The sequence below is a fragment of the Nostoc sp. 'Peltigera membranacea cyanobiont' 232 genome, assembly GCF_002245985.1.
In the GTDB taxonomy this organism is placed as follows: domain Bacteria; phylum Cyanobacteriota; class Cyanobacteriia; order Cyanobacteriales; family Nostocaceae; genus Nostoc.
The window spans coordinates 1-23,047 of sequence record NZ_NOLK01000131.1 but is presented as its reverse complement, the minus strand read 5'-3'; the positions used below and the strand labels follow the sequence as shown (position 1 = coordinate 23,047).

The window sequence follows — 23,047 nt, the reverse complement described above, 5'->3', positions numbered from 1 at the left end:
GACGCTCGCAAACTCGCTTGCCGCCGGCGCTATCCGTTGTAGCAACTGGCGTTGTGTTAGAACGGAGTTCGTAACGCACTATTATCAAGGGTTTGATGCCGTACTCTCCGTGCTAACACATCCTACGTATATTTTCAGAAATCAAACCGAATTCCTATATATAAATTATGTGTATTCAGGATAATTAAGTAAAAATACTACAATGCTAAATATAATACTGAGAACTTTATCCCATTTATATTGATGATTTCTATATAATCATTCAAGCTTTTAAAACTAACTGTTCAGAATTTTGAGAAATGGGGTCACGAGAAGAGTAGTTTAATATAAAAATTTCTTTTCCCTTATATCGTTCACCTTTAAAGTTATCTTGTTTACTTTTTCCATTTTTTTGATCGTCAGTTCTACTAATTGTATAATTCCATTCTTTATCGTGTATTTCTAATGCCCATTCATATAGTTTTCTAATTTCTTTGCTATTATCGTAAGTTATAAGAAATTTTATCCTCTCCTTATGTCTGTTTAATATTTGGCATAGCCTTAAATGATCGTCTTTAGAAAATGAATGAACATAAAATTTATCTTGATCCGCATTGAAATAAGGAGGATCGATAAATAAAAAAGATCCATCGGGTACAGATTCAATCACTTTTTCAAAGTCAAGATTAGTAATTTGAACATCTTGAAGTTTCTCAGAAGTTCGACGGATGTTTCTGGGCCAATTCTCTGGACGCATACTGTATTTTTCGCCATATCCCCAATAACAGTTTTGATGCTTCATAATCCCAGAGTAGGAGGTTCTATTAAGGTAAAACCATCTACCAGCTTGTTCTAATTTATTTTGTGGGATGAATTCATTTTTGTAATATTTATGTCTTTCTTTAGTAGCAGATTCACCTGTTAAAAAGTTTATTAATTCTTCTGGTTGATCTCGAATTATCAACAAGGTATTTATTAATAATTCATCAATATCATTGAGCCAATTAATATTTACTTTATCTTTTACAAAAAAGATAGAGCCACCTCCAGCAAAGGGTTCAGCATAATAGGAGTGAGAAGGAATATGATTAAGAATCAAATTACGAGCATAAAATTTCCCGCCAGGATATCTAAATGGTGAGTTTATAGGTTTGTCCATAATTACCTAAATTATTCATAAGTTTATGTTTTCCATTTACTAAAAACCTATACATAGTTGATTTAAAGTTGATAATATAAAAATATTATTTGATTGCTAGATAGATTCTTATCTTGTTGTTTTTCTACTAAAATACAGAACTATAAAAAATATTTATTTTATTAAACCGTTGCTAATAAGTTAAAGAGTATCAACTTAAAATATCATTAATTATACATAATTAACAAATAATATACGATATCGTAAACAGCAGATTGAAAGTTTAATAGTGAGACTAAAAGCGTGAAGTATTTCTTTCTATCAGAGGGATGGACAGTTGCTAGAGTCTGGGCATCTGATGGACTCTGGCAAGTAACTGCATGGCGACGACAACCAGATATTCAGCGAATGAATATTTGTTTAGTGGAAGAAAACGAATTGCTATGGCTTTATCGAGTTGAAGAAGCCATTTTAACCGTAGAAGTGAAACCTACAATACCAGACACAGCCAGTACTACCATAGGTCAAGTAGTACTCAAACGTCTGATGAGTGCCGAACAAGTAATTGAACGTTTAAACACAGCTGAGGCGAAGTGTCAACTGCAAAATATCCAGTTGGTGGTTCAGTAGGGATTGGGGACTGGAGACTGGGGAAACAAGGAGGATAAGGAGAACAATCCATACCCAATACCCAATCACCAGTCCCTAATACCTAATCCCCACTGCCCTCAAAAAGAAAAGATAAGCAAATTTAATCTGTGACGGGTATTGGTAGCGAAAAAACTTTGTGATGCTACGCGATCGCATCAATTTACACGCTTGCAAACAATTCCATCAATAGTTACACTTTTTAAAACATTCTCATTTTTTGCTTGGTGGTGGCTACCCTACAAGGTAAACCTCCCGAAGCGAGTAAGCATTGCCAAAGCGCCCACACCGTCTGACTTATTAGACTAACTGTGGTAGTACTCTGGCTCTGGCAATAACAAAAAACAAGAGAGAGTTTTCTGAGTGGCGAATTTCGTTTCTTAGAATCTCAGTAAGAAAATTGCTTTGTAAACTAACTCATCGAGGAGGAGCGTAGTCGATGGGACTACCCTGGTACCGAGTACATACAGTCGTTCTGAATGATCCAGGACGGCTGATTTCTGTACACCTAATGCACACAGCCTTAGTAGCAGGCTGGGCTGGTTCGATGGCACTCTACGAACTAGCTGTTTTTGACCCTAGCGATCCAATTCTCAACCCGATGTGGCGACAAGGGATGTTCGTTCTCCCCTTCATGTCACGTTTGGGCGTTACTCAATCTTGGGGCGGTTGGAACGTTACTGGTGGGCCAGCAACCGATCCTGGTTTTTGGTCATTTGAAGGCGTTGCTGCGGCTCACATTGTTCTTTCCGGGCTTTTATTCCTAGCTGCCGTATGGCACTGGGTTTACTGGGATTTGGAACTCTTTAGAGACCCCCGCACTGGTGAACCTGCCCTCGACTTGCCAAAAATGTTTGGCATTCACCTGTTCTTATCTGGTCTACTTTGTTTTGGCTTTGGTGCTTTTCACGTCACCGGACTATTTGGGCCGGGGATATGGGTTTCTGATGCTTATGGTATAACTGGGGCTGCCCAGGGAGTAGCACCAGAATGGGGCCCAGATGGTTTTAACCCATATAACCCTGGTGGCATTGCGGCTCACCACATTGCTGCTGGTGTTGTTGGTATTATTGCAGGCTTATTCCACCTCACAGTTAGACCCCCCGAACGGCTCTACAAAGCCCTACGGATGGGGAACATTGAAACAGTACTTTCTAGCAGTATCGCAGCAGTCTTCTTTGCTGCTTTCGTTGTTGCAGGTACTATGTGGTACGGTAATGCCGCCACTCCCATCGAATTGTTTGGCCCTACGCGCTATCAATGGGATCAAAGCTACTTCCGTCAAGAAATTCAGCGCCGCGCCCAAACTAGCATTGCTCAAGGTGCAACCCTTGACCAAGCTTGGTCGCAGATTCCTGAAAAACTGGCTTTCTATGATTACGTCGGGAATAGCCCCGCTAAAGGCGGTCTATTCCGTACAGGGCCTATGGTGAAGGGTGATGGCATTGCCCAATCTTGGCAAGGTCATGCCGTATTCAAAGATTCTGAAGGACGGGAATTGACTGTGCGTCGTCTCCCCAACTTCTTTGAAACCTTCCCAGTAATTTTGACAGACGCAGATGGGATTGTCCGCGCTGACATTCCCTTCCGTCGGGCAGAATCAAAGTATAGTTTCGAGCAATCTGGTGTCACCGTCAGCTTCTATGGTGGCAATCTGAATGGTACAACCTTTACAGAGCCAGCTGATGTGAAGAAGTATGCCCGTAAAGCTCAAGGCGGTGAAATCTTTGAATTTGACCGAGAAACCTTGAACTCTGATGGTGTATTCCGCACCAGTCCTAGAGGTTGGTTTACCTTTGGACACGCCGTATTTGCTCTGCTGTTCTTCTTTGGTCATCTGTGGCATGGCGCTCGGACAATCTACCGAGACGTGTTTGCCGGTGTTGACGCGGATCTAGAAGAGCAAGTTGAGTGGGGTCTGTTCCAGAAAGTGGGTGACAAGTCAACCCGCCGGAAAGAAGCCCTTTAAAGGACTGGAGACTGGGGACTGGGGATTGGTGACTAGGAAAAAGTTTTCCCAATCCCTAATACCCAGTACCCAATCCCTAATTCCTCATTACTAGCTGGATAGGCAGGAACTAATAATATGGAAAGCGTTGCTTACATCTTGATTTTTACTCTGTGTATAGGTACTCTCTTTTTTGCGATCGCATTTCGCGAACCCCCTCGCTTTGAGAAACCAAAAGATAAGTAGAGCCTATTACCAGACCTTTAACTTGATTTAAAGAAGTTAGTATCCGTTGCTACTAAATATGGTAGCAACGGATATTATTGTTTTTGTCCTTTGTTGGTTTTCACTACTAAGTAAATAACCAATCATTTTTATATTGTGATATAATTTCCAATCTTGGGAGTAGATATGTGTTAATACTAGCTTTTCTGCGCTAGGATGAAAAAGGATGTTTTGTGTAAGCTGCCATAGAACTGCTTACATAGTAACATTACGCCTGTCACACAACCTTTACGGAGACTAGAACCAGGAACAAATCAGCATGGTCAATCAGAATTTAACCGCTACAGAAATTGGATTCACTCACGAAGATTTCGCTGCTCTACTTGACAAATACGATTATCATTTTAGCCCTGGTGATGTTGTCCCAGGAACCGTCTTCAGTATAGAGCCGCGCGGCGCTCTGATTGACATTGGTGCTAAAACCGCAGCATATATACCTATACAAGAAATGTCTATTAACCGGGTGGATAGCCCGGAAGAAGTCTTACAGTCAAACGAAACCCGGGAATTTTTCATCCTTACCGATGAAAATGAAGATGGGCAATTAACCCTTTCCATTCGCCGTATTGAATATATGCGGGCTTGGGAGCGGGTGCGACAGCTACAAGCAGAAGATGCAACTGTCCGTTCTGGCGTGTTTGCAACTAATCGCGGTGGTGCATTGGTACGGATTGAGGGATTACGTGGCTTTATCCCCGGTTCTCATATCAGTACTCGCAAACCTAAAGAAGAATTGGTAGGTGAAGATTTACCATTGAAATTCTTAGAGGTTGACGAAGAACGTAACCGCTTAGTTCTATCTCATCGTCGGGCGCTGGTTGAGCGGAAGATGAACCGCCTAGAAGTCGGCGAAGTAGTAATAGGTACTGTTCGTGGCATCAAACCCTACGGTGCTTTCATCGACATCGGCGGCGTGAGTGGTCTACTGCACATTTCTGAAATTTCTCACGAACATATTGATACACCTCATAGTGTGTTCAATGTCAATGATGAAGTGAAAGTTATGATCATTGACTTGGATGCAGAAAGGGGTCGGATTTCCCTATCTACCAAGCAACTAGAACCCGAACCCGGCGACATGATTAAAAACCGGGATTTGGTTTACGATAAGGCAGAAGAAATGGCTGCTAAGTATCGCGAACAGCTGTTAGCCAAGCAACAAGGTGCTACTGCTGCGCCTGCTGCACCTGCGGATGTTGTAGCAGAAGAAGATATTCCACCAGCAGCAGAAATTGAAGACGAGATTCCACCAGCAGCAGAAATTGAGGAAGTAACTCCTGTAGTTGCGGAAATTCAAGAAGAGATTCCCGCAGCCACGGAAACTGAAGAAGAAATTCCCGCAGCCACGGAAACTAAAGAGGAAATTCCCGCAGCTATTGAAGAATAATACATTTTATAGTTTTACTTGTTTTTAAGTAAGAGTATTAAATCATTGTATAAAGAGGGTTTTTCCCTCTTTTTTTATGTGGAAATTGGGAAGAGACGCGATGAATCGCATCTGTACAAGGAGTTAGGAATATTAATTAAATAAGTTAGGTGAAATATTGTGGTGACTATTAAATGTAAAAATATCACTTTTGATAATATCCAGGCAATTTTGTTTGACAAAAACGGTACTTTAGAAGATTCTGAAACTTATTTGCGATCGCTAGCACAAAAGGCAACAAGATTAATAGATGCTCAAATCCCTGGAACTGGGGAACCCCTGTTAATGGCATTTGGCGTGAATAGTAATAGTCTAGATCCGACGGGTTTGATATCAGTAGCGAGTCGCCGCGAAACAGAAGTTGCGGCTGCTGCATATATTGCCGAAACAGGAAAAGGATGGTTTGAGTCTTTAAAAATAGCCCGTCAAGCTTTGGATGAAGCGGAGAAATACATCGAACAAACTCCTTCACCGCTATTTGTGGGTAGCTTAGACTTGTTGAAATACTTGCAAAAAGGAGGCTTGAAACTCGGTATCCTCTCAGCTGCAACAACTGATGAAGTAAATAAGTTTGTAGCAAATCACCAATTAAGTGATTATATCCAGTTGGAAATGGGAGTAGATGAGGGGCCGAGTAAACCAGATCCAGTGCTATTTTTGCAAGCTTGTCAAGCTTTGGGAGTCGAACCGGGCGCTACCTTGATGGTGGGTGATGCAGTTGGTGATATGCAAATGGCGCGTAATGCTAAAGCCGCAGGTTGTATTGGTATCACTTGGGTGGGTAAGTCAGATAACGTTCGAGGTGCGGATGTGGTGATTAATCAACTTGATGAAATCCAGATTTTAGAAGATTAGCGTTTTCTAGGTAGGGGCAATTCATGAATCATTAGTGTCAACTTAACGGGAAACCCTTGTCAAAATGTGATATTGAGTTCACTCACTGACTATCACTCACCGCGTTACCCCACCCTAACCCTCCCCTTATAAAGGGGAGGGAACTAAATTTCTTGTTTCCCCCCTTTATAAGGGGGGATTAAGGGGGGTAAAATGCTTGTGGGATAAGCGTTTGAACTTAAGTTGACACCAATGTTCATGAATTGCCCCTACATCGTATATTTCTGCATACTATAACTACACTACTGCTGCTGAAATTACACCCTTTATTTCTAACGCAGCTGCAACTCGTAAAATCAAAGCTTCATTATATGGTGCTGCTATTAATTGCACGCCCAATGGTAAAGCATTTGGACGCTGAATTGGTATTGATAAAACGGGTAAACCAATGAAAGATAATGGTTGAGTAAATAACCCTAAATGAGGACGGACAAGAATTTCTTCACCATCCAAAATCATAGTTTGTTGGCCGATTAGCGGTGCAGAAATTGGTGTAGTTGGGGCAAGAATCACATCCACATTTTGAAACACTTCTCGAATCCGATCGCGATACCATCTTCTAAACCTTTGTGCTTGAAGATACCAGCTACTAGGAATTAACGCCCCAGCCAAAAAGCGATCGCGTGTTGCTGGATCAAAATCTTGGGGACGACATCGCAAATTTTTTAAATGCAGATTTGCGCCTTCGCTAGCTGTAATCACAAAGGCTGCTGCACGGGCGCGTTGTGCTTCTGGGATTATCACATATTCACTAACTTTTATTGCATCAGCGACTTTTTGCACTGCTGCTAAAGCTTCTAGTTCTGCACCTTTGGTAAAATAATCGCTAGCGATCGCAATTCTAATATCAGAAATATCTTCCTTAAGTTGTGGTAAAACCAATTCAGGCGGGCGTTTTGTACAAATTGGATCGCGATCGTCTTCTCCCTGAAGCACATCAAACACTGTCGCAATATCCTGCACCGATCGCGCAAAAGGGCCAATGTGGTCAAAACTGCTAGAAAATAAAGCTACCCCAGCCCGAGATAACCTTCCATAAGTCGGCTTGAAACCAAAAACGCCACATAACGCCGCCGGAACGCGAATTGAACCATTAGTATCAGAACCCAGCGTCAGAGGTACTAACCCAGCAGCAACAGCCGCCGCCGAACCACCTGATGAACCACCAGCAACTCGCTGTAAATCATGGGGGTTGTGAGTAGCACCGTAATGGAAATTTTCCGTCACGAATCCATAAGCGTACTCATCCATATTCAAAGCACCAACCAATACTGCACCAGCTTGTTTCAGCTTGGCTACTGCGGTTGCATCTTGGGTAGCTGGTGGTTTTTCTGCATTGATTTTCGATCCCGCCAGAGTTGTTAAACCAGCGATATCAAAAAGATTTTTCACCGCAAAAGGGACACCCGCAAGGATTCCCGGATTATTACCTTCGGCAATTCCTCGATCAATGCGTGCTGCATCTGCTAAAGCCGCCTCAGCAGTCACAGCCGTAAAACAGTTAAGTTGATAATCCCGTGCTGCTATTCGTGCTAACGCAGTTTTAGTAACTTCCACAGCGCTAGTTTTACCTTGGCGTACAGCAGTTGATATTGTTATGGCATCGGCTGAATCAAAATTCATGCTCAAATAATTCAGATATAGGGCAATACGCTTGGGTTAAGCATCTCTTTTCTTTCTTCTCTCTGCGTTCTCTGCGCCTTTGCGGTACCCTGCGGGAAGCCGTTCGCGTAGCGTCTCGTAGAGAAGCGTCTACGTTAAAAGGTTGACTTTGGTAACAGAGTTTTAACCTTAACCCAAGCATATTGAGATATAGGGCATTTAGCTTAGAAAACTCCAACTGCAATGCCAATGCATCGACTTGTTATGCCAATGCATCGACTTGTTATGCCAATGCATCGACTTGTTATGCCAATGCATCGACTTGTTATGCCAATGCATCGACTTCTTATGACAATACATCGACTTGTTATGCCAATACATCGACCTGTTATGCCAATGCATCGACCTGTTATGCCAATGCATCGACCTGTTATGCCAATGCATCGACTTGTTAATAATTTTGCGATCGCACTCTAATTTACATCCCTTTGCCTCAATCAACCTCCGCAGCATCAAACAGTGGTTGTCTGGAGAACGGGAGACTTCACCCGACGTTGACTTTTGATAATCATCTGGATAGGACAATCTGGCCCTGTCACCAAACCACGGCGTTTAGGTCGAATTTCACCATTGTCAACTAGTTCTAATTCCAAGCTGGAAAGGATTTTGGCAAGTGCTAACTTCATTTCCAACTGGGCAAATGCTAGACCAATACAGCGCCTAGTACACCACGGCGTAAATAAAGCTACCATTTCAAATCAACGAAAGGCTTACGCTGTATTCATTTTGAATTTTGAATTTTGAATTTTGAATTCCGCCTTGCGGTACTAGCACCACCCCCAAAGGGCAAATATTCATAAGCAGAAAATTGCCGTTCTAAAAAGCGTTCTGGCTTAAACTGATTAGGTTCTGGATAAATATCTTCCCGTTGGTGGGTCAGATAAAAAGATCGCTCAAAAATTGCTGTAGTTTTTCAGCGCGAGTAATCTAACGTTGCAAAAAAGCAATAAACTGTTACAACCTGAAAGATGTAAAATTTTTGTTAAATTCAACGAGCATCTACAGTTTCATCTCATCGTCATAAGGTACTCAGCATGACTGCAATCTCCCCAAAGGCATCTTCAGCGCTTCCCGATTTTTCGGAAGGGATTCAATATTTTGGTGAAGCGTTACCAGATTTTGAAACTTATGGTGCAACACCTGCTATCGAGTCGGGCAAAGTAGCGATCGCATCTCCCACTGATAAAGCAGCTGTATATCAAACTTTACTAGCTGCTGATGCCCTGCGCTACCTGACTTTGCAAGTTACCGCTAGCAAAGCTTCTGGGCATCCCGGCGGATTTGCCAGCCAAGCAGAAGCTTACGCATCTCTTGTCATGCTGGGATACAAGAACATTATTACCGAAGTCGGACACCACGCCCCCGGATTTTATAGTGCCATGTTCTTGGATCGTTCGCTAGAGGACATGGGAATTTTTACAGTCCAACAATTACGCGATCGCTTCCGAGAAAAGCACGGACTTTTAGGACATCTTTCTGGTTTCATTCCCGGTATTCTTGCACCTGCGGGGCCTTTGGGACAAGGGCAACACTTTGCAATGGCAGCTGCACTGTTACACAAAGATAAGTTATTCCCCTTTACAGTTGGGGATGGTGGATTGGGTGAGCCTTATATTGTAAGTGCGATCGCGCATTTCCATACTGCTTATCCTGCTGTCACCAACTTCTTACCGGTGTTGGTGTGGAACGGTTACAGCCAAGAACATCACAGTATGGTTTCCCTCAAAACCAACGAACAGATGCAAGCATATTGGCAAGGTAACGGTTTTGATGAAGTCGTGTTAGTTGATGCCAAAGACTTTGACGATCGAGATCAGTCAGGGGATTACGTTGATAGTACCGCCTTTTCCTTCGAGAAACGCCTAGCATTCACTCAAGCAGTACTTTCAGGTGTGGATAAAGCCGCGCGATCGGCTTTGGGTGGTAAACTTACCGTCTTCATCATTAAACAACTTAAAGGTGCAGGAGTCCACGCGCGAGGAGCAAAATCTCACAACTTGTATCCTAAAGATACGCTGGATGCGCCCCATATTATCAGTGCATTGCAAACCCGTGCTTTATCTGCGGAAGCTTGGCAATTAGTTAGAACAAATGCCGAACGCGCAGGTGGTGGCCCAGCAGCGAAAACTGTGGTGACAGAATTTGAATTACCATTACCAGAATTAGGCGAATTACCTTTAGAAGAATATGCAGTTGGCGGTGAACCAAAAGTTTCTACAACCGCGATGGGACGATTAGTAGGAATAGTTGGAAATAAAGATAAAAATTTCCTTGTCACCAACGCTGATGGTAATGAAGCATCTGGAATTGCCAATATCAACCAAGCATTAAAGATTATCCACCCCACAACCGACGATTTATATAATCAAGCACCAAATGGACAAGTTTATGAACCATTGAGTGAAGATGCTTGTGCCGGTTTAGCTGCGGGTTTAGCGTTAATGGGTGCGAGAACTTTGTGGTGTTCTTACGAATCTTTTGCCATCAACGGATTACCAATTTGGCAAACTGTAACCCAGTCAATGGCAGAATTACGCCGTCAAACTCCCTCGACTATTACTTTATTCACAGCAGGCGCATTAGAGCAAGGGCGCAACGGTTGGACTCACCAACGTCCTGAGATTGAAGCTTACTTTGCTTCATTGATGCGAAATGGAAATGTTTTTCCATTATTTCCGCCTGATGCTAATAGTATTCAAGCTTGTTATGACTGGGCATTGAAAACTAAGAATAAGGGAATTGTGATTACAGCAAGTAAATCGCCGTTACCAATTCGCACAACTTTAGAACAAACTCGTCAAGGGTTGCGCGATGGTGCAGTGTTATTACATGAAGTCGCTGGTGATAAGCAAGTTGTATTTGCTGTGATTGGTGACTTAACATTAATACCAGTATTTGAAGCTGCGGCTTTCTTAGAAACTGAAGGTATTGGCGTGAAGATAGTTTCTATCATCAATCCTCGGCAATTGTACCGTAGTCATGATACCGCGTGGGATACCTGCTCTGAACCCGAAGGCGGTTTCTTAGATGATGCCAAATTTGCCGAATTATTTGATGGCGATGCCTTAATTGCGGTCACAGGTGGTGCTGCGGGGATGCTAGAACCAATTTTGTTACGGAGTACAGCCAAGCGCGACACCTTCGCTTGGAAGCGTGGGGAGACTACAGCAAGTGCTGGTGAGTTGATGGCGTTTAATGGATTGACTGCTGAAGCGTTAACGAAACGTGCGATCGCTTTAGTGCATTAAGATAACCTAATACCCCATCTAAGTTTTTACTTGGGTGGGGATTATTTGATAAAGCAAAATTTTATGTTCTATAAATTAGAACCTGTGTAATTTGATCTAAAAAGCTATGATTAAACCTATACCGACCAAATATAATGATGTTGAATTTCGTTCTAGATTAGAAGCAAAATGGGCTGCTTTCTTTGATCTTCTAGAATGGGGGTGGGAGTATGAGCCTTGTGACTTTGATGGATGGATTCCCGACTTTTTACTGAAGTTTGATTCTCCTATTTTTGTTGAAGTTAAGCCCATTTATAATTTTCCACAAGATATTGCTGATGAAATAGAAAATTCAGGTTGTACAGAAGATTGTCTAATTGTTGGAATGACTCTATATCCACCTAATAATAGCTCATATTATGGAGTTCAGATTGGTTGGAAGAGAGTCGTAGACGATGAAGAGGCTTTTTTATTGGCATCCTCTGATCTAGTTTGGCCAGTTTACAAGAATTGGTTTGATGTTGTCTTTACTCTTGATAAATACAAGGAAATTACTTTTGATGGCGCACCTGGACACTCACCAGGAATGGCTAGATTTACAGATGCATGGGACGATTATGGTTCACAAGGCTTAGAAAAGGAAGTTCAAAGGCTGTGGAAGATAGCAGGGAACAAAGTGCAATGGAAAAGTTCGATTATTTCATAAATTTGAAAGGAGAAGCTTAGATCAATGTTGGGTTTCGTTCCTCAATACAACCTACAATTTATTGCAACTACAGCCAGCGCTGGCGAGTTGATGGCGTTTAATGCATTGACTGCGGAGGCTTTGACAAAAAGTGCGCTCGCATTAGTTCATTAAGAATTTTCAAACCGCAGATGTACGCAGTTAAACGCGGATAGTTTGGCGTTTATTTGCGTACATCTGCGGTTTTTATTTTATAGCTTTTGATGTTTCTATAAAGCATAATTCAAAATATATATCTTTTATTTATGGGTCTCTAATTTTGCTAGAAGAAATCAAAATATCTGAATTACCATCAGTTTATTTATTGGACAAAGATCGTCTTCCTAATTGTGCAGCTATTTACTTTGTATTTGACAGTAAAGGTCAAATTATTTATATAGGTAGAACTATTAATTTAGTTGAAAGATGGAAAGCACATCATAGATTTAATCAGCTAAAAAGATTTAATCGGAAAAATACTCTTAGTATTAGTTGGTTGACTTGTAGTAGTGATATAGAAAATCTATCAAATCTCGAAAATGAGTTTATCAAGTTATATAAACCACCCCTTAATTGGTCTAAAGTAGTAGTACCAATTAGAAAAATAACTCCAGCCGAAACTGCTTTGCAGCAAAGTCTTCAGCAGTTATCCAAGTTCAATGTTATGATAATTGGCTTTGATCCAATATCAGATGGAGAACCACCAACAATATATTTGGTATATCCTGTTTATGGGATGAAAGGATTATCTGGAAGTATTAGAACTGCATTAAAAAACATTAACAAAAAGGCTAGTTCCTTAAAATGGAAAGAATACAAAACTTATCCTAAATCTTCCGGTAAATTCGGTTTATGGGAGACTGAATACAACGGTTTAAGAATAGATTTATCTCCATTTGATAGTTTAGTTTACTTCATGGAACATTCAAACCGTCAGACTCTAGCTGGAATAGAACTTATGGCATTTAGTAGGGAACAGCTAGAATTAATTTTAGATAAAAAAGAAGAAAATGATGAGAATACATCAGGTTTAGAAGCATTAGAAGATGATCCTATTCCAGTAGAAAATATTTATAGAAATCAACCTTTAAATAGTAATTATAAAAATACAATTGGAGTTGAACCTTGGGAGGAATTAGAACCAATGGCTGAAGGGGAAGTTAGAATAATGACTCGTCAGTTTGTTTATGTGGATGATATAGAAATAGAAGTATGTACAAACGACAATGGAAAGTATTTTGTTAGACACAATCTTTACTTGTGGATAATGTACAAAAGGAAAAATTCTGATGTTCCGAATGATATTACAATAAAACGCTTAACAGATGAAATAAATAGACTACCTACTATTAGATGGTCTGGCTATAGGTTTAGATATGAAACGATTAGATTTAGTGAAGATGATGCAGAAGTTGATAGTTTACTAGTTCCATTAGCTATGTTTGAAGACTTAATGAAAGACAAGTATGGCGTTCATAATACCAATATTCTAGAAGAAATTAAAAAGGGTGAGTACAAATCAAAGCCAGATGATAGTGAAAGGATAAAATTATTCGCATGGCTTCAATCCAATTCTTTATTTTCACTGCTCCAAACCAATAATAATAAGTAGGTTGAGTTGAGAAAATCCAACAATATAATAAGACACTTGGATTTTCGCAAGTAAAAATTCTACAAAATCTAACGCCTCTTGTTGCTTATCAGGAGGTAATATTCTTACCTTGTCTATAATAATTTCTTCAATGCTCATTTTCTTTAGCAATTCGGATAAACTAAATATATTTTAAACTTTAAAGTATTCTTTGCCTGTATGCCTTCCGCCGCGACTTCACTCGTTAGGTAGGTATCGCTGTGTGTATATTTGACTTAATATAAAAAAGTATAATAAAAAGCATCACACGTTTATTTGTTAGAATATTATTTATCACTAAACAAAAAGAAGTTATCTTGTGGACTCTACATTTAACTGGAAACCGGAACAGACTTTACTTAAAAAAGTCATAAATCTGGCTACTGAACGAGGTCAATCTCCTGAATCAATTATCAGCGAAGCTGTTAAGCTATATATCGAAACTCAATTGCTAGAAACAGTTGATTATGCTGTGTCTGACCCATTAATTGGCTTATTTGCAGCAACACCTGATTTGGCTATAAACTCAGAAGATATTCTCCAACAGGAGATTACTGAAAAATCTGGTTGGACGTGGAAATAACCTTAGCGGTTGCTGATACAGGTTTTGTTGTAGCATTGTTGAATCGTTCGGATACAATGCATAGTGTTGTTACAACAGTATATATACAACAAAAACAAATTCTGTTACCCCAAACAGTATTAGCAGAATTAGCTTATTTAGTAGGACATAATGCAGGTATACCGACAGTAGTAGCTTTTTTGCAAGGACTATCTGCGAGTCGATTTAGTTTAGTAGCTTTAACAGACCAAGATATAATTCGTGTGGCGGAAATCTTAGATGAGTATGCAGATAGTCGGATTGATTTTGTAGATGCAAGTGTTATGGCGATAGCTGAACGCTATGGTATTAAAAAAATATTTACCTTAGATCAACGAGATTTTAGATTATATCGACCTCAGCACTGCGATAGCTTTGAGATTTTCCCCTAAAGATAAATAATAGTTAACAAAAGAGCGATCGCCTTACAGAAAACCTCAAAAATTAAGCGATCGCCTTGCAGAAAATCTCAAAAATTAAGCGATCGCCCCGGTAGAATAATAATTTACTAAGCTGTTGCAAATTCTGTAAATTTTCTGACATCTGGAGGCTGAAAAGCTAACACAATATCGCTGCTATTTACACCTAACTTCATTAATTCAATCGCTATTCCTTCTTCTGTCCAGTCTTCTTCTATGAAAATTTTTTCATTTTTAATCCGAATATGAATATGAGTATATTTAAGTCTTTTGCTGCCTTGCCAATCTACAGTTAACCAGAGATAATGATCGTGATTTTCATCAAACACTAAACAATTTTCAGCAATTGTATCAGGTGATTGACGAGATAAATTATCATATTCAGTTAGCACCTGTTTAATTAACTCTCGATATTGTGTTAATTTATCCATAAAGTAATTTCCTCTCTTTCATTGTTAAAAACAATAAATTCAATTTGCTGAAGTTTCACCACTGCTTGAATAGATTTTCTTTGAAAGAAAGTATCAAATACTGTATCTCTGATTGCTAGATAAATTTTATAGTTTTTACTGGCTAGTTGTAAAATATCGCGGTAAAGAATATATTGACCTAGAGCATTTTCAAAATCTCTCATGGGAGAAGGACTGATAAAACTCTTGATTTCTACAACTATTTTCCGTCCTTCTTGTTCTGCTAATAAGGCTTTTTCTACAAATAAATCAGCATAAAGTTCTGCATCTTCATACTGCAAAAAATAAGGGTCAGCTATAATTTTCCAGCCATCCTTAATTAAGGCATTTTTAACAGCATCATGGTAAATGTCTTTTGCTGGCATTTCCTTCGTGGTAATATTGGCTAGATATTAAGCTTAGTTATTATAATTATACTCACTGGCCAAGAAGTTCAATATCTCATCCCCTTAAAATTACACTCCCAAAGAGCGATGTCTTCGACGGGCTACGCCTACGCCTTGCGGAAAATCTCAAAAACAAAGCGATGCCTACGGCGGGCTACGCCTACGCACTTTGTATTTTAATCAATTCACCAGATATCTTTAAGATTAAGCACAAATTGCGGTAGCACATCTTCTCCTGATAAATTAGCAGGAGATTGCAGCACTTCAACATCTCTACCAAAGCGATAAATTTCTACTTGCCGAATTTCTAAATCAATTAACCAACCTAATCTAGTACCGTTGTCTCGGTACTCTTGCATTTTATTTTGTAGCCTTATTAAACAATCAGTATCAGAACGCAATTCCACGACAAAATCAGGACATACAGGCGGAAATCTCTCTTTTTGCTCCTGTGTGAGAGAATCCCATCTGTCACGTCTTAACCAAGATGCGTCAGAAGAACGAACTGCCCCATTTGGTAAAATAAACCCAACCGAAGAACCAAAAGCTATACCTAGTGACTCATCACGATTCCACACTCCAAGTTGAGCAGTTAAATTAGCATTGCGGTTGCTGGTTAAACCTCCAACTAGAGGCATTAGTAGCAATGTCCCATCAGCATTACGCTCAAATCTGATTAATTCATTTATCTGACATAACTGGAAGAATTGCTTATCTGTTATTTGAAGAACAGGAGCAAAGTTGATAGTTAACGCATCCATAGAAAAATTTCAACTTGAATATTCCTATAAAAATGCCAAAAGCGAATGCACTTTAGCGAAAAACATATTTAGAATGATTGACTCTAAGTATTGATTACTTTATCCGCAGCACCAGTTAATATTTCATCCATCCAAGCATTTATGCTTTTGCCAGCCTTTTTAGCAGCAATAAATATTTTGCGGTGGTGTTCTGGAGTTGTGCGGAATGGAAGTTTACCAGAGAATGGTTTATCAGGATCCTCTCCTAGTTCTTCACAGAAAGCAAGATAATCGTCAACAGAAATTTGAAATTCTTGACGCGCTTCGTCTACAGTTTTTGCCTTAAAGGTAATTACGTCATTAATATCTAGGACTTGGCCAAAAAGTATTCCCGCTTCTACATCTACTTCTATACTAGCTGTGTATCCTTTATAAGTAATCATATTTCAATTCCTGCCTTAATTAAAGTGAGCAATCGCCTTACAGAAAATCTCAAAAATCAAGCGATCGCCTGTTGTGGAAGAGTGAGCGATCGCATTACAGAAAACCTCAAAAATCAAGCGATCGTCTCTTGTGGAAGAGTAAGCGATCGCCTTACAGAAAACCGGGGTGTGAGTATCAACGGAACAGAAAACCGGGATAAGAAAAAAATCTTGTAAAACGAATCACTCAGCCATGTATATACATGATAAGCTAGGATATCGTGTATAACTTTTGGCAATGGATCAATATTCAGGCACTAGACAAAAGTCTCAAAGACGACCCCGTACACCAGATGGTAAATTTGAAACAGATTATGGAGATTCACCCAAACGGTTAAGGTCAATTCGCTTAACCGATGAAGCGTGGGAAAAACTACTAGAAATAGCGGAGAAAAATCAAGTAACCAGAAGTGAAGTTATAGAAATTTTCGCTCGCGGTGGCGAGTTATATTAAGTGCTTTCTCTAGACTCTTTAGAAAAGAAGTGTAATTTTTTACTAAATCTGGTGTCCAGCCATATTTTAGCAATCAAGAGTATTGTCTATTCTCTTGATAAGTTTTTAATCATGATAATTTTCAGAACGCGACAATATATAAATTAAATCCATACTTGTAAACTATTGTCCAAACGGTGGTATTTTTTTAAAAGCATGAAGCGCTACTTCTTGCGCCCGAAGGGATGTGACTTTAGAGTAGCGAAGAGTAGTTTGAATTTTTTCATGCCCCATCAATGCACGAAGTTCCTCAACTCCCATGATTCCAACTCTCTGGGATGCAAAGGTATGTCTGAGTTGGTGAAAACCAACACCCTCTAGTTCGGGAATATTTTTAGCTGCGTTTACAAGTGTAGAGTAAGCTGTAGCATAGGAAAGACGAGATCCTTGCTGATTATTCGGTTTTTGAGCCGTAAATAAAGCATTTATCTGGGAATGTCGGTAGTATTTGATGTAATTATTCAAACAGAAGTCAGTGTCTTCATTGTAGAAACACCATCTTTGCTTATTACCCTTACCGATAACTTGAAACTTACGAGCAGTAAAATCAATATCTGATAAATCCAAAGCCAGTATCTCTGCTATTCTGGCTCCACTGCTATATAGCAAATGCACCAGAGCAGAAAGTCTAGCATCTTTTTTAATAGCTTGGTCAAGAATACTTAATTGATTTTGTGTCAGATATCGCACAACATTATCGGAATTATGCTCTCCTATCTGTGGATTTGGTTTACGCCGTTTGAGATGAGAAATGGGGTTTGATTTGATATAACGGCACTCAACAGCAAAGTTAAATAAGGCTGTAATTACTGCTTGATGACGATGATGAGTGATATATGATACGTCATTTAAATTATTGAGGTATTCAACTAAAATTTCTCGGTCAAGAATGGATAGTGACCAACTACCGTAAAGCTGAAGCAAAGGCATTAAAGTTGATTCATAAGAGCGAATAGTAGACTCAGCCAGTCCATAACGCTCTAAAAACTGAGTGACTAGTAATGCTAAATTAACACTCATTTTCACCTGAGCAACTTAAATTATTGAACTGATGGACAAATATTAACTTAATATTAATAGGTAGCGAACTAGATATATTTTCATGAATGTATCTGTGACTGATGCGGCTCCTCAACCAACAGAGACGTTGGGTGGTTACATTCAACGAATCCGTAACTCTCTATCTTTAACTCAGTTGGAGTTAAGTACAAAAGCGGGAATCCATGTTCAGACTATCCGCAAAATTGAAGCAGGAGGAACATCACGACTCAATCAAAAAGCAAAATCTGGTTTAGCTGCGGCGTTAGGTATCCCTCAAGAATACTTAGATGTTGTTGTCAAAAAAGTAGCACTTGAAGTTATCAATTCGCTCAAATTTTGTCCTAAATGTTGGACACCAGGGACAACTCCTGACCCAATGTGGACTTCTTTACGGTCAAAATATTGCTTTGCCTGCGGTACGCAATTGCGTTCTAGATGTTTGAGTTGTCATGAACCAATTGTGTCGCTCAAGTTTAAATTTTGTCCACATTGTGGCAAATCCTATAAGCAAACTGAATAATTTTGTTCAAAAATCCTTCCCTAGATGCCAGTTGAATTTTTAAGTGATGAACAAGAGAAAAGATATGGATGTTACAACGGTGAACCATCGAGCGAACAACTAGCAAAGTATTTTTATTTGGATGATCTTGACCTACAGCTGATTAAAAAACGACGAGGGAATCATAACCGATTGGGTTTGGCATTGCAGTTATGTACTGTCCGCTTTTTAGGGACTTTTTTAACCGATCCAACAGACGTTCCTTTACTGGTGGTTGATTATCTGACATCTCAATTGGGTCAGTTGGATGGAAGCTACTTAGAACAATACCGAAATTCCGAGACCAAATGGGAGCATACAGCGTTAATCAAACAACGCTATGGCTACCAAGAATTTCACTCCCAACCAGAACATTGGAAACTGGTGCGTTGGCTTTACCAACGGTCAACTTTAAGCCCAGAATCACGAGCGTGTTTTGTTTGACCTAACAACAGCGCGGTTGGCAGAACGGAAAATACTGTTACCAGGGGTGAGCGTTTTAGCACGGTTAGTAGCATCAGTACGTGAAAGAGCCGCCAACCGTCTTTTTAAGGTTTTGTCTTCGCTCCCCAGCCAACAACAAGTCGGCACACTCGAAAAACTGTTACTTATACCGGAGAAAGCACGTTATTCAACCCTCGACCGTTTACGTCACTCTCCAACTCGCGTTAACGCCAAATCAATGTTGGCGGCGATTAATCGTTTGTCGGAAATACGTTCGTTTGGGATGAGTGACATTGATTTATCAAGAATCCCACCCACACGAGTGAAATTTTTAGCACGTCTTGGGGCCGCTTCTAGGTCGGCAGCGATAGCCCGGATGCCCGATAATAAGCGAATTGCTACCTTACTGGCATTTATCCATTTACTAGAATATACGGCAACCGATGATGTCATTGATTTATTTGATTTACTGGTGAAAGGGTTGTTGTCGAAATCTAAGCGGGAGGGGGAACAACAACGCCTACGGACGCTAAAAGATTTAGATGCCGCCGCACTCAAACTAACGGAGGCGGTTGAAGTGCTAATAGACACAGAATACGAGGATATCAATGTCAGGATGTCCGCTTTTGCCAGAGTTAGTCAGGAACAGTTGGCTCTGGCTGTAGCTAAGGTCAAGTCATTGGCTCGTCCAGAAGAAGATGAGTATTATGATTTGCTACTGTCTCGTTGGCGTGGAATCCGTATTTTCCTCCCCTCGCTACTCTCTCAAATTGAATTTTCATCTTCCGAGAATGCGGCGCATATTTTGGATGCGCTCTTATTTTTACGTGCTATTGAGGGTCAAAATCGGCCCGACATGAGTGCTGCACCACTCAAAGTGATTACCAAAGGGTGGACTCGGTATTGCATTAATCCCAATGGCACAATTGACCGTAAAGCTTACACGTTCTGCGTTTTACAATCGTTAAGGTCGGCGTTGCGTCGCCGGGATGTATTTGTGTCCAAAAGTCAGCGTTACTGTGACCCCCGTGCCAAACTACTGAGTGATGAAGCATGGTCTTCCCAACGGGCGGGTATATGTCGGACTTTAGATTTGCAACCCACCTTTGATTCATCGCTCTCTATCTTAAAACAAGAATTGGATGAGGCTTACCGTCGCACTACTGCTAACTTCGAGAACAATACTGCGGTACGCATTGAACACAAAGATGGAAAAGATAATTTAGTCTTAACTCCTTTAGATAAACTGGAAGAAGCGCCCAGTTTGATAACGCTTAAAAGGCAAGTGGCAGCCATGCTGCCAAAAGTTGATCTGCCGGAGGTAATGCTTGAAATTAATGCCAGGACTGGATTTACCAAAGAATTTACCCATTTGAGTCAATCCAACAGTCGGGTTGATGATTTGCACATTAGTATCTGCGCGGTGTTGCTGGCCGAAGCTTGCAATATTGGTTTGGAACCACTGGTACGTCCAGAATTACCTGCATTAACTCGTGGACGATTATCTTGGGTGCAGCAAAATTATATCCGTCAAGAAACTCTTATCCGTGCCAATGCGCGATTGGTTGATACCCAAACTTACATTCCCCTTGCAAAAATATGGGGTGGTGGGGAAGTTGCATCTGCGGATGGGTTGCGCTTTACTGTCCCTGTGAGAACTATTAATGCTGCGCCCAATAGCAAATATTTTGGTATCGGTAAGGGTATTACTTATTACAATTTTACCAGCGACCAGTTCACTGGTTTCCACGGAATTGTGATTCCTGGTACTTTGCGTGATTCGCTGTTCCTGTTGTCAGGTTTGTTAGAGCAATTGACTCCTCTCCAGCCAGTCGAGATCATGACCGATACTGCGGGTTATAGTGATGTCGTGTTTGGTTTATTTTGGCTTCTTGGCTATCGGTTCAGTCCAAGACTGGCAGATATTGGTGAGGCACGTTTTTGGCGAATCGACAATTCTGCTAACTATGGTGCGCTTGATGGACTGACTAAAAACAAGATTAATACTGACCTGATTACGAATAATTGGGATGATATGTTGCGGGTAGCTGGTTCTCTGAAGTTGGGAACGGTCAACGCAACTGACTTAATGCGTTCCCTGCAACGGGGTAATCAACCTTCTACTTTGGCAAAAGCTCTTGGTGAATTGGGACGAATTATCAAAACCTTATATCTGCTATCTTACATTGATGATGAGACATACCGCCGTCGAATTTTAACTCAAATCAACCGTGGTGAAAGTCGTCATAGTTTATCCAGAACGGTTTTCCACGGTCAACGGGGAGAAATTCGGCAAAGATACCGTGAGGGTCAAGAAGACCAATTGGGGGCGTTAGGTTTGGTTGTGAATGTGATTGTGCTATGGAATACTTACTATATGGATGCAGCCGTCAATAAGTTGAGTTCTCTTGGTCAGGCGACAAATAGAGAAGATATTGCCCGACTTTCTCCATTGGGACGCAAACATATTAATATGTTGGGGCGTTATTATTTTTTGTTGGCAGAACCCATTTTAAAGGGAGAACTCCGCTCTTTGCGTGACCCTTATGCTCGTGAAGAATTTGATGATTTGTTATAGAGTTGAGGGCTTATCCCGGTTTTCTGTTCTTAAGTTATGTAACATTTATTTTCATGTATATACATGGCTAGAAGTGAAGAATGACCTATCTACAATGCTTTCATCTATGTATATACATGGTGGTGGATGTTTTTAGTCTTTGAACTGAATGGCACTAAGAAAAGCTATAAGCTATATTCCATAAGCATTACAGGTATTAATACCTTAAGAGCAGTGGACGCTTCGCTGCGATCGCTATTTTTGTAGGTGCTGTCAAATCGAGGCGGTAAATGTGCAGCGTCGTCCAAAAATTTTTTGTAGTTAGAAAAAGCTTACTCGTTCATGAAATACTTTCTTTGATACGAGCAAGCAAACAACATAACTACTACTGTGACACTACGAGTACAAATTCTCAAGGACAAATTTAATCAGAGTTTGGGGCTGCCTTTTAAAGAACTATTGCCAGAATCTGCAATTATACAAGCAATCACGGAGCTAAAGATTAAATATAAAAAGCGGTTATTTGACCCTTTTGTAACATTGTGGGCGTTTTTATCGCAAGTTCTAGACACTGATAAAACTTGTCATAATGCCGTAAGTAAAATAATTGCTCATTTGGGAGAATCAGAAGTAGAAATACCTTCAACAGATCCGAGTGCTTATTGTCAAGCACGGTCAAGACTGCCAGAAAAGTTATTAGAGAAACTTTTTAATTCTTCAGCACAGAATCTAGAGGGAAAACTGGCAGAAGAACATTTATGGTGCGGTCGGAATGTTTTGGTAATAGATGGGTCAACTGTCTCCATGCCTGACACTATAGAAAATCAGAAAGAATATCCACAACCTAGTAGTCAAGAGCCTGGATGTGGATTTCCAATTGCTAAAATTGGCGTAATATTCAGTTTGGCAACGGGAGCCGCTGTTGCTTTAGCCATAGATGTTTTGAACACTCATGATATTAAACTAGCGAGAAAGTTGTATCAGTTTCTCAAGCCCTTAGACATACTTTTAGGAGACAGAGCTTTCTGCGCTTATGCTGATATGGTTTCCATTAAAAACCTTGATTGTGATGCAGTATTCCGAAAACATCAAGCTCGAACAACGTCCATGCGTAAAGGGAAAATTGTTGGAGACTGTGACAAGTTGGTGACTTGGTATAAACCTAAAAGATGTCCAAAGGGCTTAAATAAAGATGAATTTGATGCTTTACCTGCTTCTATAACTGGACGAGAAATTTACTACTACATCGTTATTCCTGGTTTTCGTACTCAACGAGTTAGTTTAATTACTACTCTCTTAGATAAGACAAGTTATT

The 23,047-nt window shown here is 40.3% G+C and carries 23 protein-coding genes and 2 pseudogenes; 16 read left to right on the top strand and 9 right to left on the bottom strand.

Going from position 1 to position 23,047, the window contains the following annotated elements; genetic code table 11:
* Positions 1–262 precede the first annotated feature (262 nt).
* Positions 263–1,138 (bottom strand): DNA adenine methylase, encoded by an 876-nt coding sequence (locus CDG79_RS30335; protein ID WP_094345431.1) that lies wholly within the window; start codon positions 1,136–1,138, stop codon positions 263–265.
* A gap of 282 nt (positions 1,139–1,420) precedes the next feature.
* Between CDG79_RS30335 and CDG79_RS30330 the strand changes: the two genes are divergently transcribed.
* The 5 genes from CDG79_RS30330 to CDG79_RS30310 all read left to right on the top strand — a co-directional run bounded on the left by CDG79_RS30330 (position 1,421) and on the right by CDG79_RS30310 (position 6,279).
* Positions 1,421–1,747, top strand: coding sequence for a hypothetical protein (locus tag CDG79_RS30330; protein ID WP_094345430.1), 327 nt, complete (start codon positions 1,421–1,423; stop codon positions 1,745–1,747).
* Positions 1,748–2,204: 457 nt separating this feature from the next.
* Positions 2,205–3,734: a photosystem II chlorophyll-binding protein CP47 gene (gene psbB / locus CDG79_RS30325; RefSeq protein ID WP_094345429.1), complete on the top strand. Its 1,530-nt coding sequence runs from the start codon at positions 2,205–2,207 to the stop codon at positions 3,732–3,734.
* A 117-nt stretch (positions 3,735–3,851) separates the two neighbouring features.
* Entirely contained in the window at positions 3,852–3,959 is a 108-nt protein-coding gene (locus tag CDG79_RS30320) for a photosystem II reaction center protein T (RefSeq protein ID WP_084227385.1), read from the top strand.
* 298 nt (positions 3,960–4,257) lie between these two features.
* Positions 4,258–5,385, top strand: a complete 1,128-nt coding sequence (locus tag CDG79_RS30315) for a 30S ribosomal protein S1 (protein ID WP_094345428.1) — start codon at positions 4,258–4,260, stop codon at positions 5,383–5,385.
* 159 nt (positions 5,386–5,544) lie between these two features.
* The gene (locus tag CDG79_RS30310) at positions 5,545–6,279 is read left to right on the top strand and encodes an HAD family hydrolase (protein WP_094345427.1); all 735 of its coding nucleotides are present in this window, start codon (positions 5,545–5,547) and stop codon (positions 6,277–6,279) included.
* 276 nt (positions 6,280–6,555) lie between these two features.
* Here the strand turns inward: CDG79_RS30310 and CDG79_RS30305 are convergent, their stop codons facing one another.
* On the bottom strand, positions 6,556–7,941 hold the full coding sequence (locus CDG79_RS30305; RefSeq protein ID WP_094345426.1) for an AtzE family amidohydrolase: 1,386 nt from the start codon (positions 7,939–7,941) through the stop codon (positions 6,556–6,558).
* A gap of 228 nt (positions 7,942–8,169) precedes the next feature.
* Between CDG79_RS30305 and CDG79_RS44215 the strand changes: the two genes are divergently transcribed.
* Entirely contained in the window at positions 8,170–8,397 is a 228-nt protein-coding gene (locus tag CDG79_RS44215) for a hypothetical protein (protein WP_223278422.1), read from the top strand.
* A 35-nt stretch (positions 8,398–8,432) separates the two neighbouring features.
* Here CDG79_RS44215 and CDG79_RS45625 read toward each other — a convergent pair.
* Positions 8,433–8,869, bottom strand: a pseudogene (locus CDG79_RS45625) (cytochrome P450); the annotation flags it as partial.
* A gap of 145 nt (positions 8,870–9,014) precedes the next feature.
* Between CDG79_RS45625 and CDG79_RS30295 the strand changes: the two are divergent.
* From CDG79_RS30295 to CDG79_RS30285, 3 genes are all read left to right on the top strand, one after another.
* On the top strand, positions 9,015–11,228 hold the full coding sequence (locus CDG79_RS30295) for a transketolase (RefSeq protein ID WP_094345425.1): 2,214 nt from the start codon (positions 9,015–9,017) through the stop codon (positions 11,226–11,228).
* A gap of 106 nt (positions 11,229–11,334) precedes the next feature.
* Positions 11,335–11,913, top strand: coding sequence for a hypothetical protein (locus CDG79_RS30290; RefSeq protein ID WP_094345424.1), 579 nt, complete (start codon positions 11,335–11,337; stop codon positions 11,911–11,913).
* A 298-nt stretch (positions 11,914–12,211) separates the two neighbouring features.
* The gene (locus tag CDG79_RS30285) at positions 12,212–13,543 is read left to right on the top strand and encodes a GIY-YIG nuclease family protein (protein ID WP_223278421.1); all 1,332 of its coding nucleotides are present in this window, start codon (positions 12,212–12,214) and stop codon (positions 13,541–13,543) included.
* Here CDG79_RS30285 and CDG79_RS44205 read toward each other — a convergent pair.
* Complete coding sequence (locus tag CDG79_RS44205) at positions 13,514–13,681, bottom strand: DUF2281 domain-containing protein (protein ID WP_223278420.1); 168 nt, start codon at positions 13,679–13,681, stop codon at positions 13,514–13,516. The two genes, CDG79_RS30285 and CDG79_RS44205, sit on opposite strands and share 30 nt — an antisense overlap.
* Before the next feature lie 199 nt (positions 13,682–13,880).
* Here CDG79_RS44205 and CDG79_RS30275 point away from each other — a divergent pair, with 199 nt between their 5' ends.
* Together CDG79_RS30275 and CDG79_RS30270 are read left to right on the top strand one after the other, a co-directional pair.
* Entirely contained in the window at positions 13,881–14,144 is a 264-nt protein-coding gene (locus CDG79_RS30275; RefSeq protein WP_094345422.1) for a hypothetical protein, read from the top strand.
* Positions 14,135–14,554, top strand: coding sequence for a type II toxin-antitoxin system VapC family toxin (locus tag CDG79_RS30270; RefSeq protein ID WP_189525189.1), 420 nt, complete (start codon positions 14,135–14,137; stop codon positions 14,552–14,554). The genes CDG79_RS30275 and CDG79_RS30270 overlap by 10 nt, the downstream gene beginning before the upstream one ends.
* Positions 14,555–14,670: 116 nt before the next feature.
* Here CDG79_RS30270 and CDG79_RS30265 read toward each other — a convergent pair whose 3' ends face one another.
* The 4 genes from CDG79_RS30265 to CDG79_RS30250 all read right to left on the bottom strand — a co-directional run bounded on the left by CDG79_RS30265 (position 14,671) and on the right by CDG79_RS30250 (position 16,620).
* Positions 14,671–15,012 (bottom strand): XisI protein, encoded by a 342-nt coding sequence (locus CDG79_RS30265; RefSeq protein WP_094345420.1) that lies wholly within the window; start codon positions 15,010–15,012, stop codon positions 14,671–14,673.
* Positions 15,000–15,416: a XisH family protein gene (locus CDG79_RS30260; RefSeq protein ID WP_094345419.1), complete on the bottom strand. Its 417-nt coding sequence runs from the start codon at positions 15,414–15,416 to the stop codon at positions 15,000–15,002. The genes CDG79_RS30265 and CDG79_RS30260 overlap by 13 nt, the downstream gene beginning before the upstream one ends.
* A 206-nt stretch (positions 15,417–15,622) precedes the next feature.
* Complete coding sequence (locus tag CDG79_RS30255) at positions 15,623–16,198, bottom strand: Uma2 family endonuclease (protein WP_094345418.1); 576 nt, start codon at positions 16,196–16,198, stop codon at positions 15,623–15,625.
* Between the two features lie 83 nt (positions 16,199–16,281).
* Positions 16,282–16,620, bottom strand: coding sequence for a type II toxin-antitoxin system HicB family antitoxin (locus CDG79_RS30250; protein WP_094345417.1), 339 nt, complete (start codon positions 16,618–16,620; stop codon positions 16,282–16,284).
* Between the two features lie 24 nt (positions 16,621–16,644).
* Between CDG79_RS30250 and CDG79_RS30245 the strand changes: the two genes are divergently transcribed.
* Together CDG79_RS30245 and CDG79_RS30240 are read left to right on the top strand one after the other, a co-directional pair.
* On the top strand, positions 16,645–16,836 hold the full coding sequence (locus tag CDG79_RS30245) for a hypothetical protein (protein ID WP_094345416.1): 192 nt from the start codon (positions 16,645–16,647) through the stop codon (positions 16,834–16,836).
* A 61-nt stretch (positions 16,837–16,897) separates the two neighbouring features.
* The gene (locus CDG79_RS30240) at positions 16,898–17,113 is read left to right on the top strand and encodes a transcriptional regulator (RefSeq protein WP_094345415.1); all 216 of its coding nucleotides are present in this window, start codon (positions 16,898–16,900) and stop codon (positions 17,111–17,113) included.
* 162 nt (positions 17,114–17,275) lie between these two features.
* Here the strand turns inward: CDG79_RS30240 and CDG79_RS30235 are convergent, their stop codons facing one another.
* Positions 17,276–18,172: a tyrosine-type recombinase/integrase gene (locus CDG79_RS30235; protein WP_094345414.1), complete on the bottom strand. Its 897-nt coding sequence runs from the start codon at positions 18,170–18,172 to the stop codon at positions 17,276–17,278.
* An 82-nt stretch (positions 18,173–18,254) separates the two neighbouring features.
* On the opposite strand from CDG79_RS30235, the gene CDG79_RS30230 reads away from it, so the two are divergent.
* The 3 genes and pseudogenes from CDG79_RS30230 to CDG79_RS30220 all read left to right on the top strand — a co-directional run.
* On the top strand, positions 18,255–18,713 hold the full coding sequence (locus CDG79_RS30230; protein ID WP_094345413.1) for a double zinc ribbon domain-containing protein: 459 nt from the start codon (positions 18,255–18,257) through the stop codon (positions 18,711–18,713).
* Between the two features lie 24 nt (positions 18,714–18,737).
* A pseudogene (locus tag CDG79_RS30225) lies at positions 18,738–21,753 on the top strand (Tn3 family transposase).
* A 369-nt stretch (positions 21,754–22,122) separates the two neighbouring features.
* Positions 22,123–23,047: IS4 family transposase (locus CDG79_RS30220; RefSeq protein ID WP_223278419.1), on the top strand; the 925-nt coding region annotated here is incomplete at its 3' end.

Bases quoted from the DNA above. Each gene is read 5' to 3' on its own strand.
- CDG79_RS30265 (WP_094345420.1), bottom strand. From the start codon at position 15,012: ATGGATAAATTAACACAATATCGAGAGTTAATTAAACAGGTGCTAACT.
- CDG79_RS30290 (WP_094345424.1), top strand. From the start codon at position 11,335: ATGATTAAACCTATACCGACCAAATATAATGATGTTGAATTTCGTTCT.
- CDG79_RS44215 (WP_223278422.1), top strand. From the start codon at position 8,170: ATGCATCGACTTGTTATGCCAATGCATCGACTTGTTATGCCAATGCAT.
- CDG79_RS30295 (WP_094345425.1), top strand. From the start codon at position 9,015: ATGACTGCAATCTCCCCAAAGGCATCTTCAGCGCTTCCCGATTTTTCG.
- CDG79_RS30250 (WP_094345417.1), bottom strand. From the start codon at position 16,620: ATGATTACTTATAAAGGATACACAGCTAGTATAGAAGTAGATGTAGAA.
- CDG79_RS30255 (WP_094345418.1), bottom strand. From the start codon at position 16,198: ATGGATGCGTTAACTATCAACTTTGCTCCTGTTCTTCAAATAACAGAT.
- CDG79_RS30315 (WP_094345428.1), top strand. From the start codon at position 4,258: ATGGTCAATCAGAATTTAACCGCTACAGAAATTGGATTCACTCACGAA.
- CDG79_RS30305 (WP_094345426.1), bottom strand. From the start codon at position 7,941: ATGAATTTTGATTCAGCCGATGCCATAACAATATCAACTGCTGTACGC.
- psbB (WP_094345429.1), top strand. From the start codon at position 2,205: ATGGGACTACCCTGGTACCGAGTACATACAGTCGTTCTGAATGATCCA.
- CDG79_RS44205 (WP_223278420.1), bottom strand. From the start codon at position 13,681: ATGAGCATTGAAGAAATTATTATAGACAAGGTAAGAATATTACCTCCT.
- CDG79_RS30235 (WP_094345414.1), bottom strand. From the start codon at position 18,172: ATGAGTGTTAATTTAGCATTACTAGTCACTCAGTTTTTAGAGCGTTAT.
- CDG79_RS30240 (WP_094345415.1), top strand. From the start codon at position 16,898: ATGGATCAATATTCAGGCACTAGACAAAAGTCTCAAAGACGACCCCGT.
- CDG79_RS30335 (WP_094345431.1), bottom strand. From the start codon at position 1,138: ATGGACAAACCTATAAACTCACCATTTAGATATCCTGGCGGGAAATTT.
- CDG79_RS30230 (WP_094345413.1), top strand. From the start codon at position 18,255: ATGAATGTATCTGTGACTGATGCGGCTCCTCAACCAACAGAGACGTTG.
- CDG79_RS30260 (WP_094345419.1), bottom strand. From the start codon at position 15,416: ATGCCAGCAAAAGACATTTACCATGATGCTGTTAAAAATGCCTTAATT.
- CDG79_RS30320 (WP_084227385.1), top strand. From the start codon at position 3,852: ATGGAAAGCGTTGCTTACATCTTGATTTTTACTCTGTGTATAGGTACT.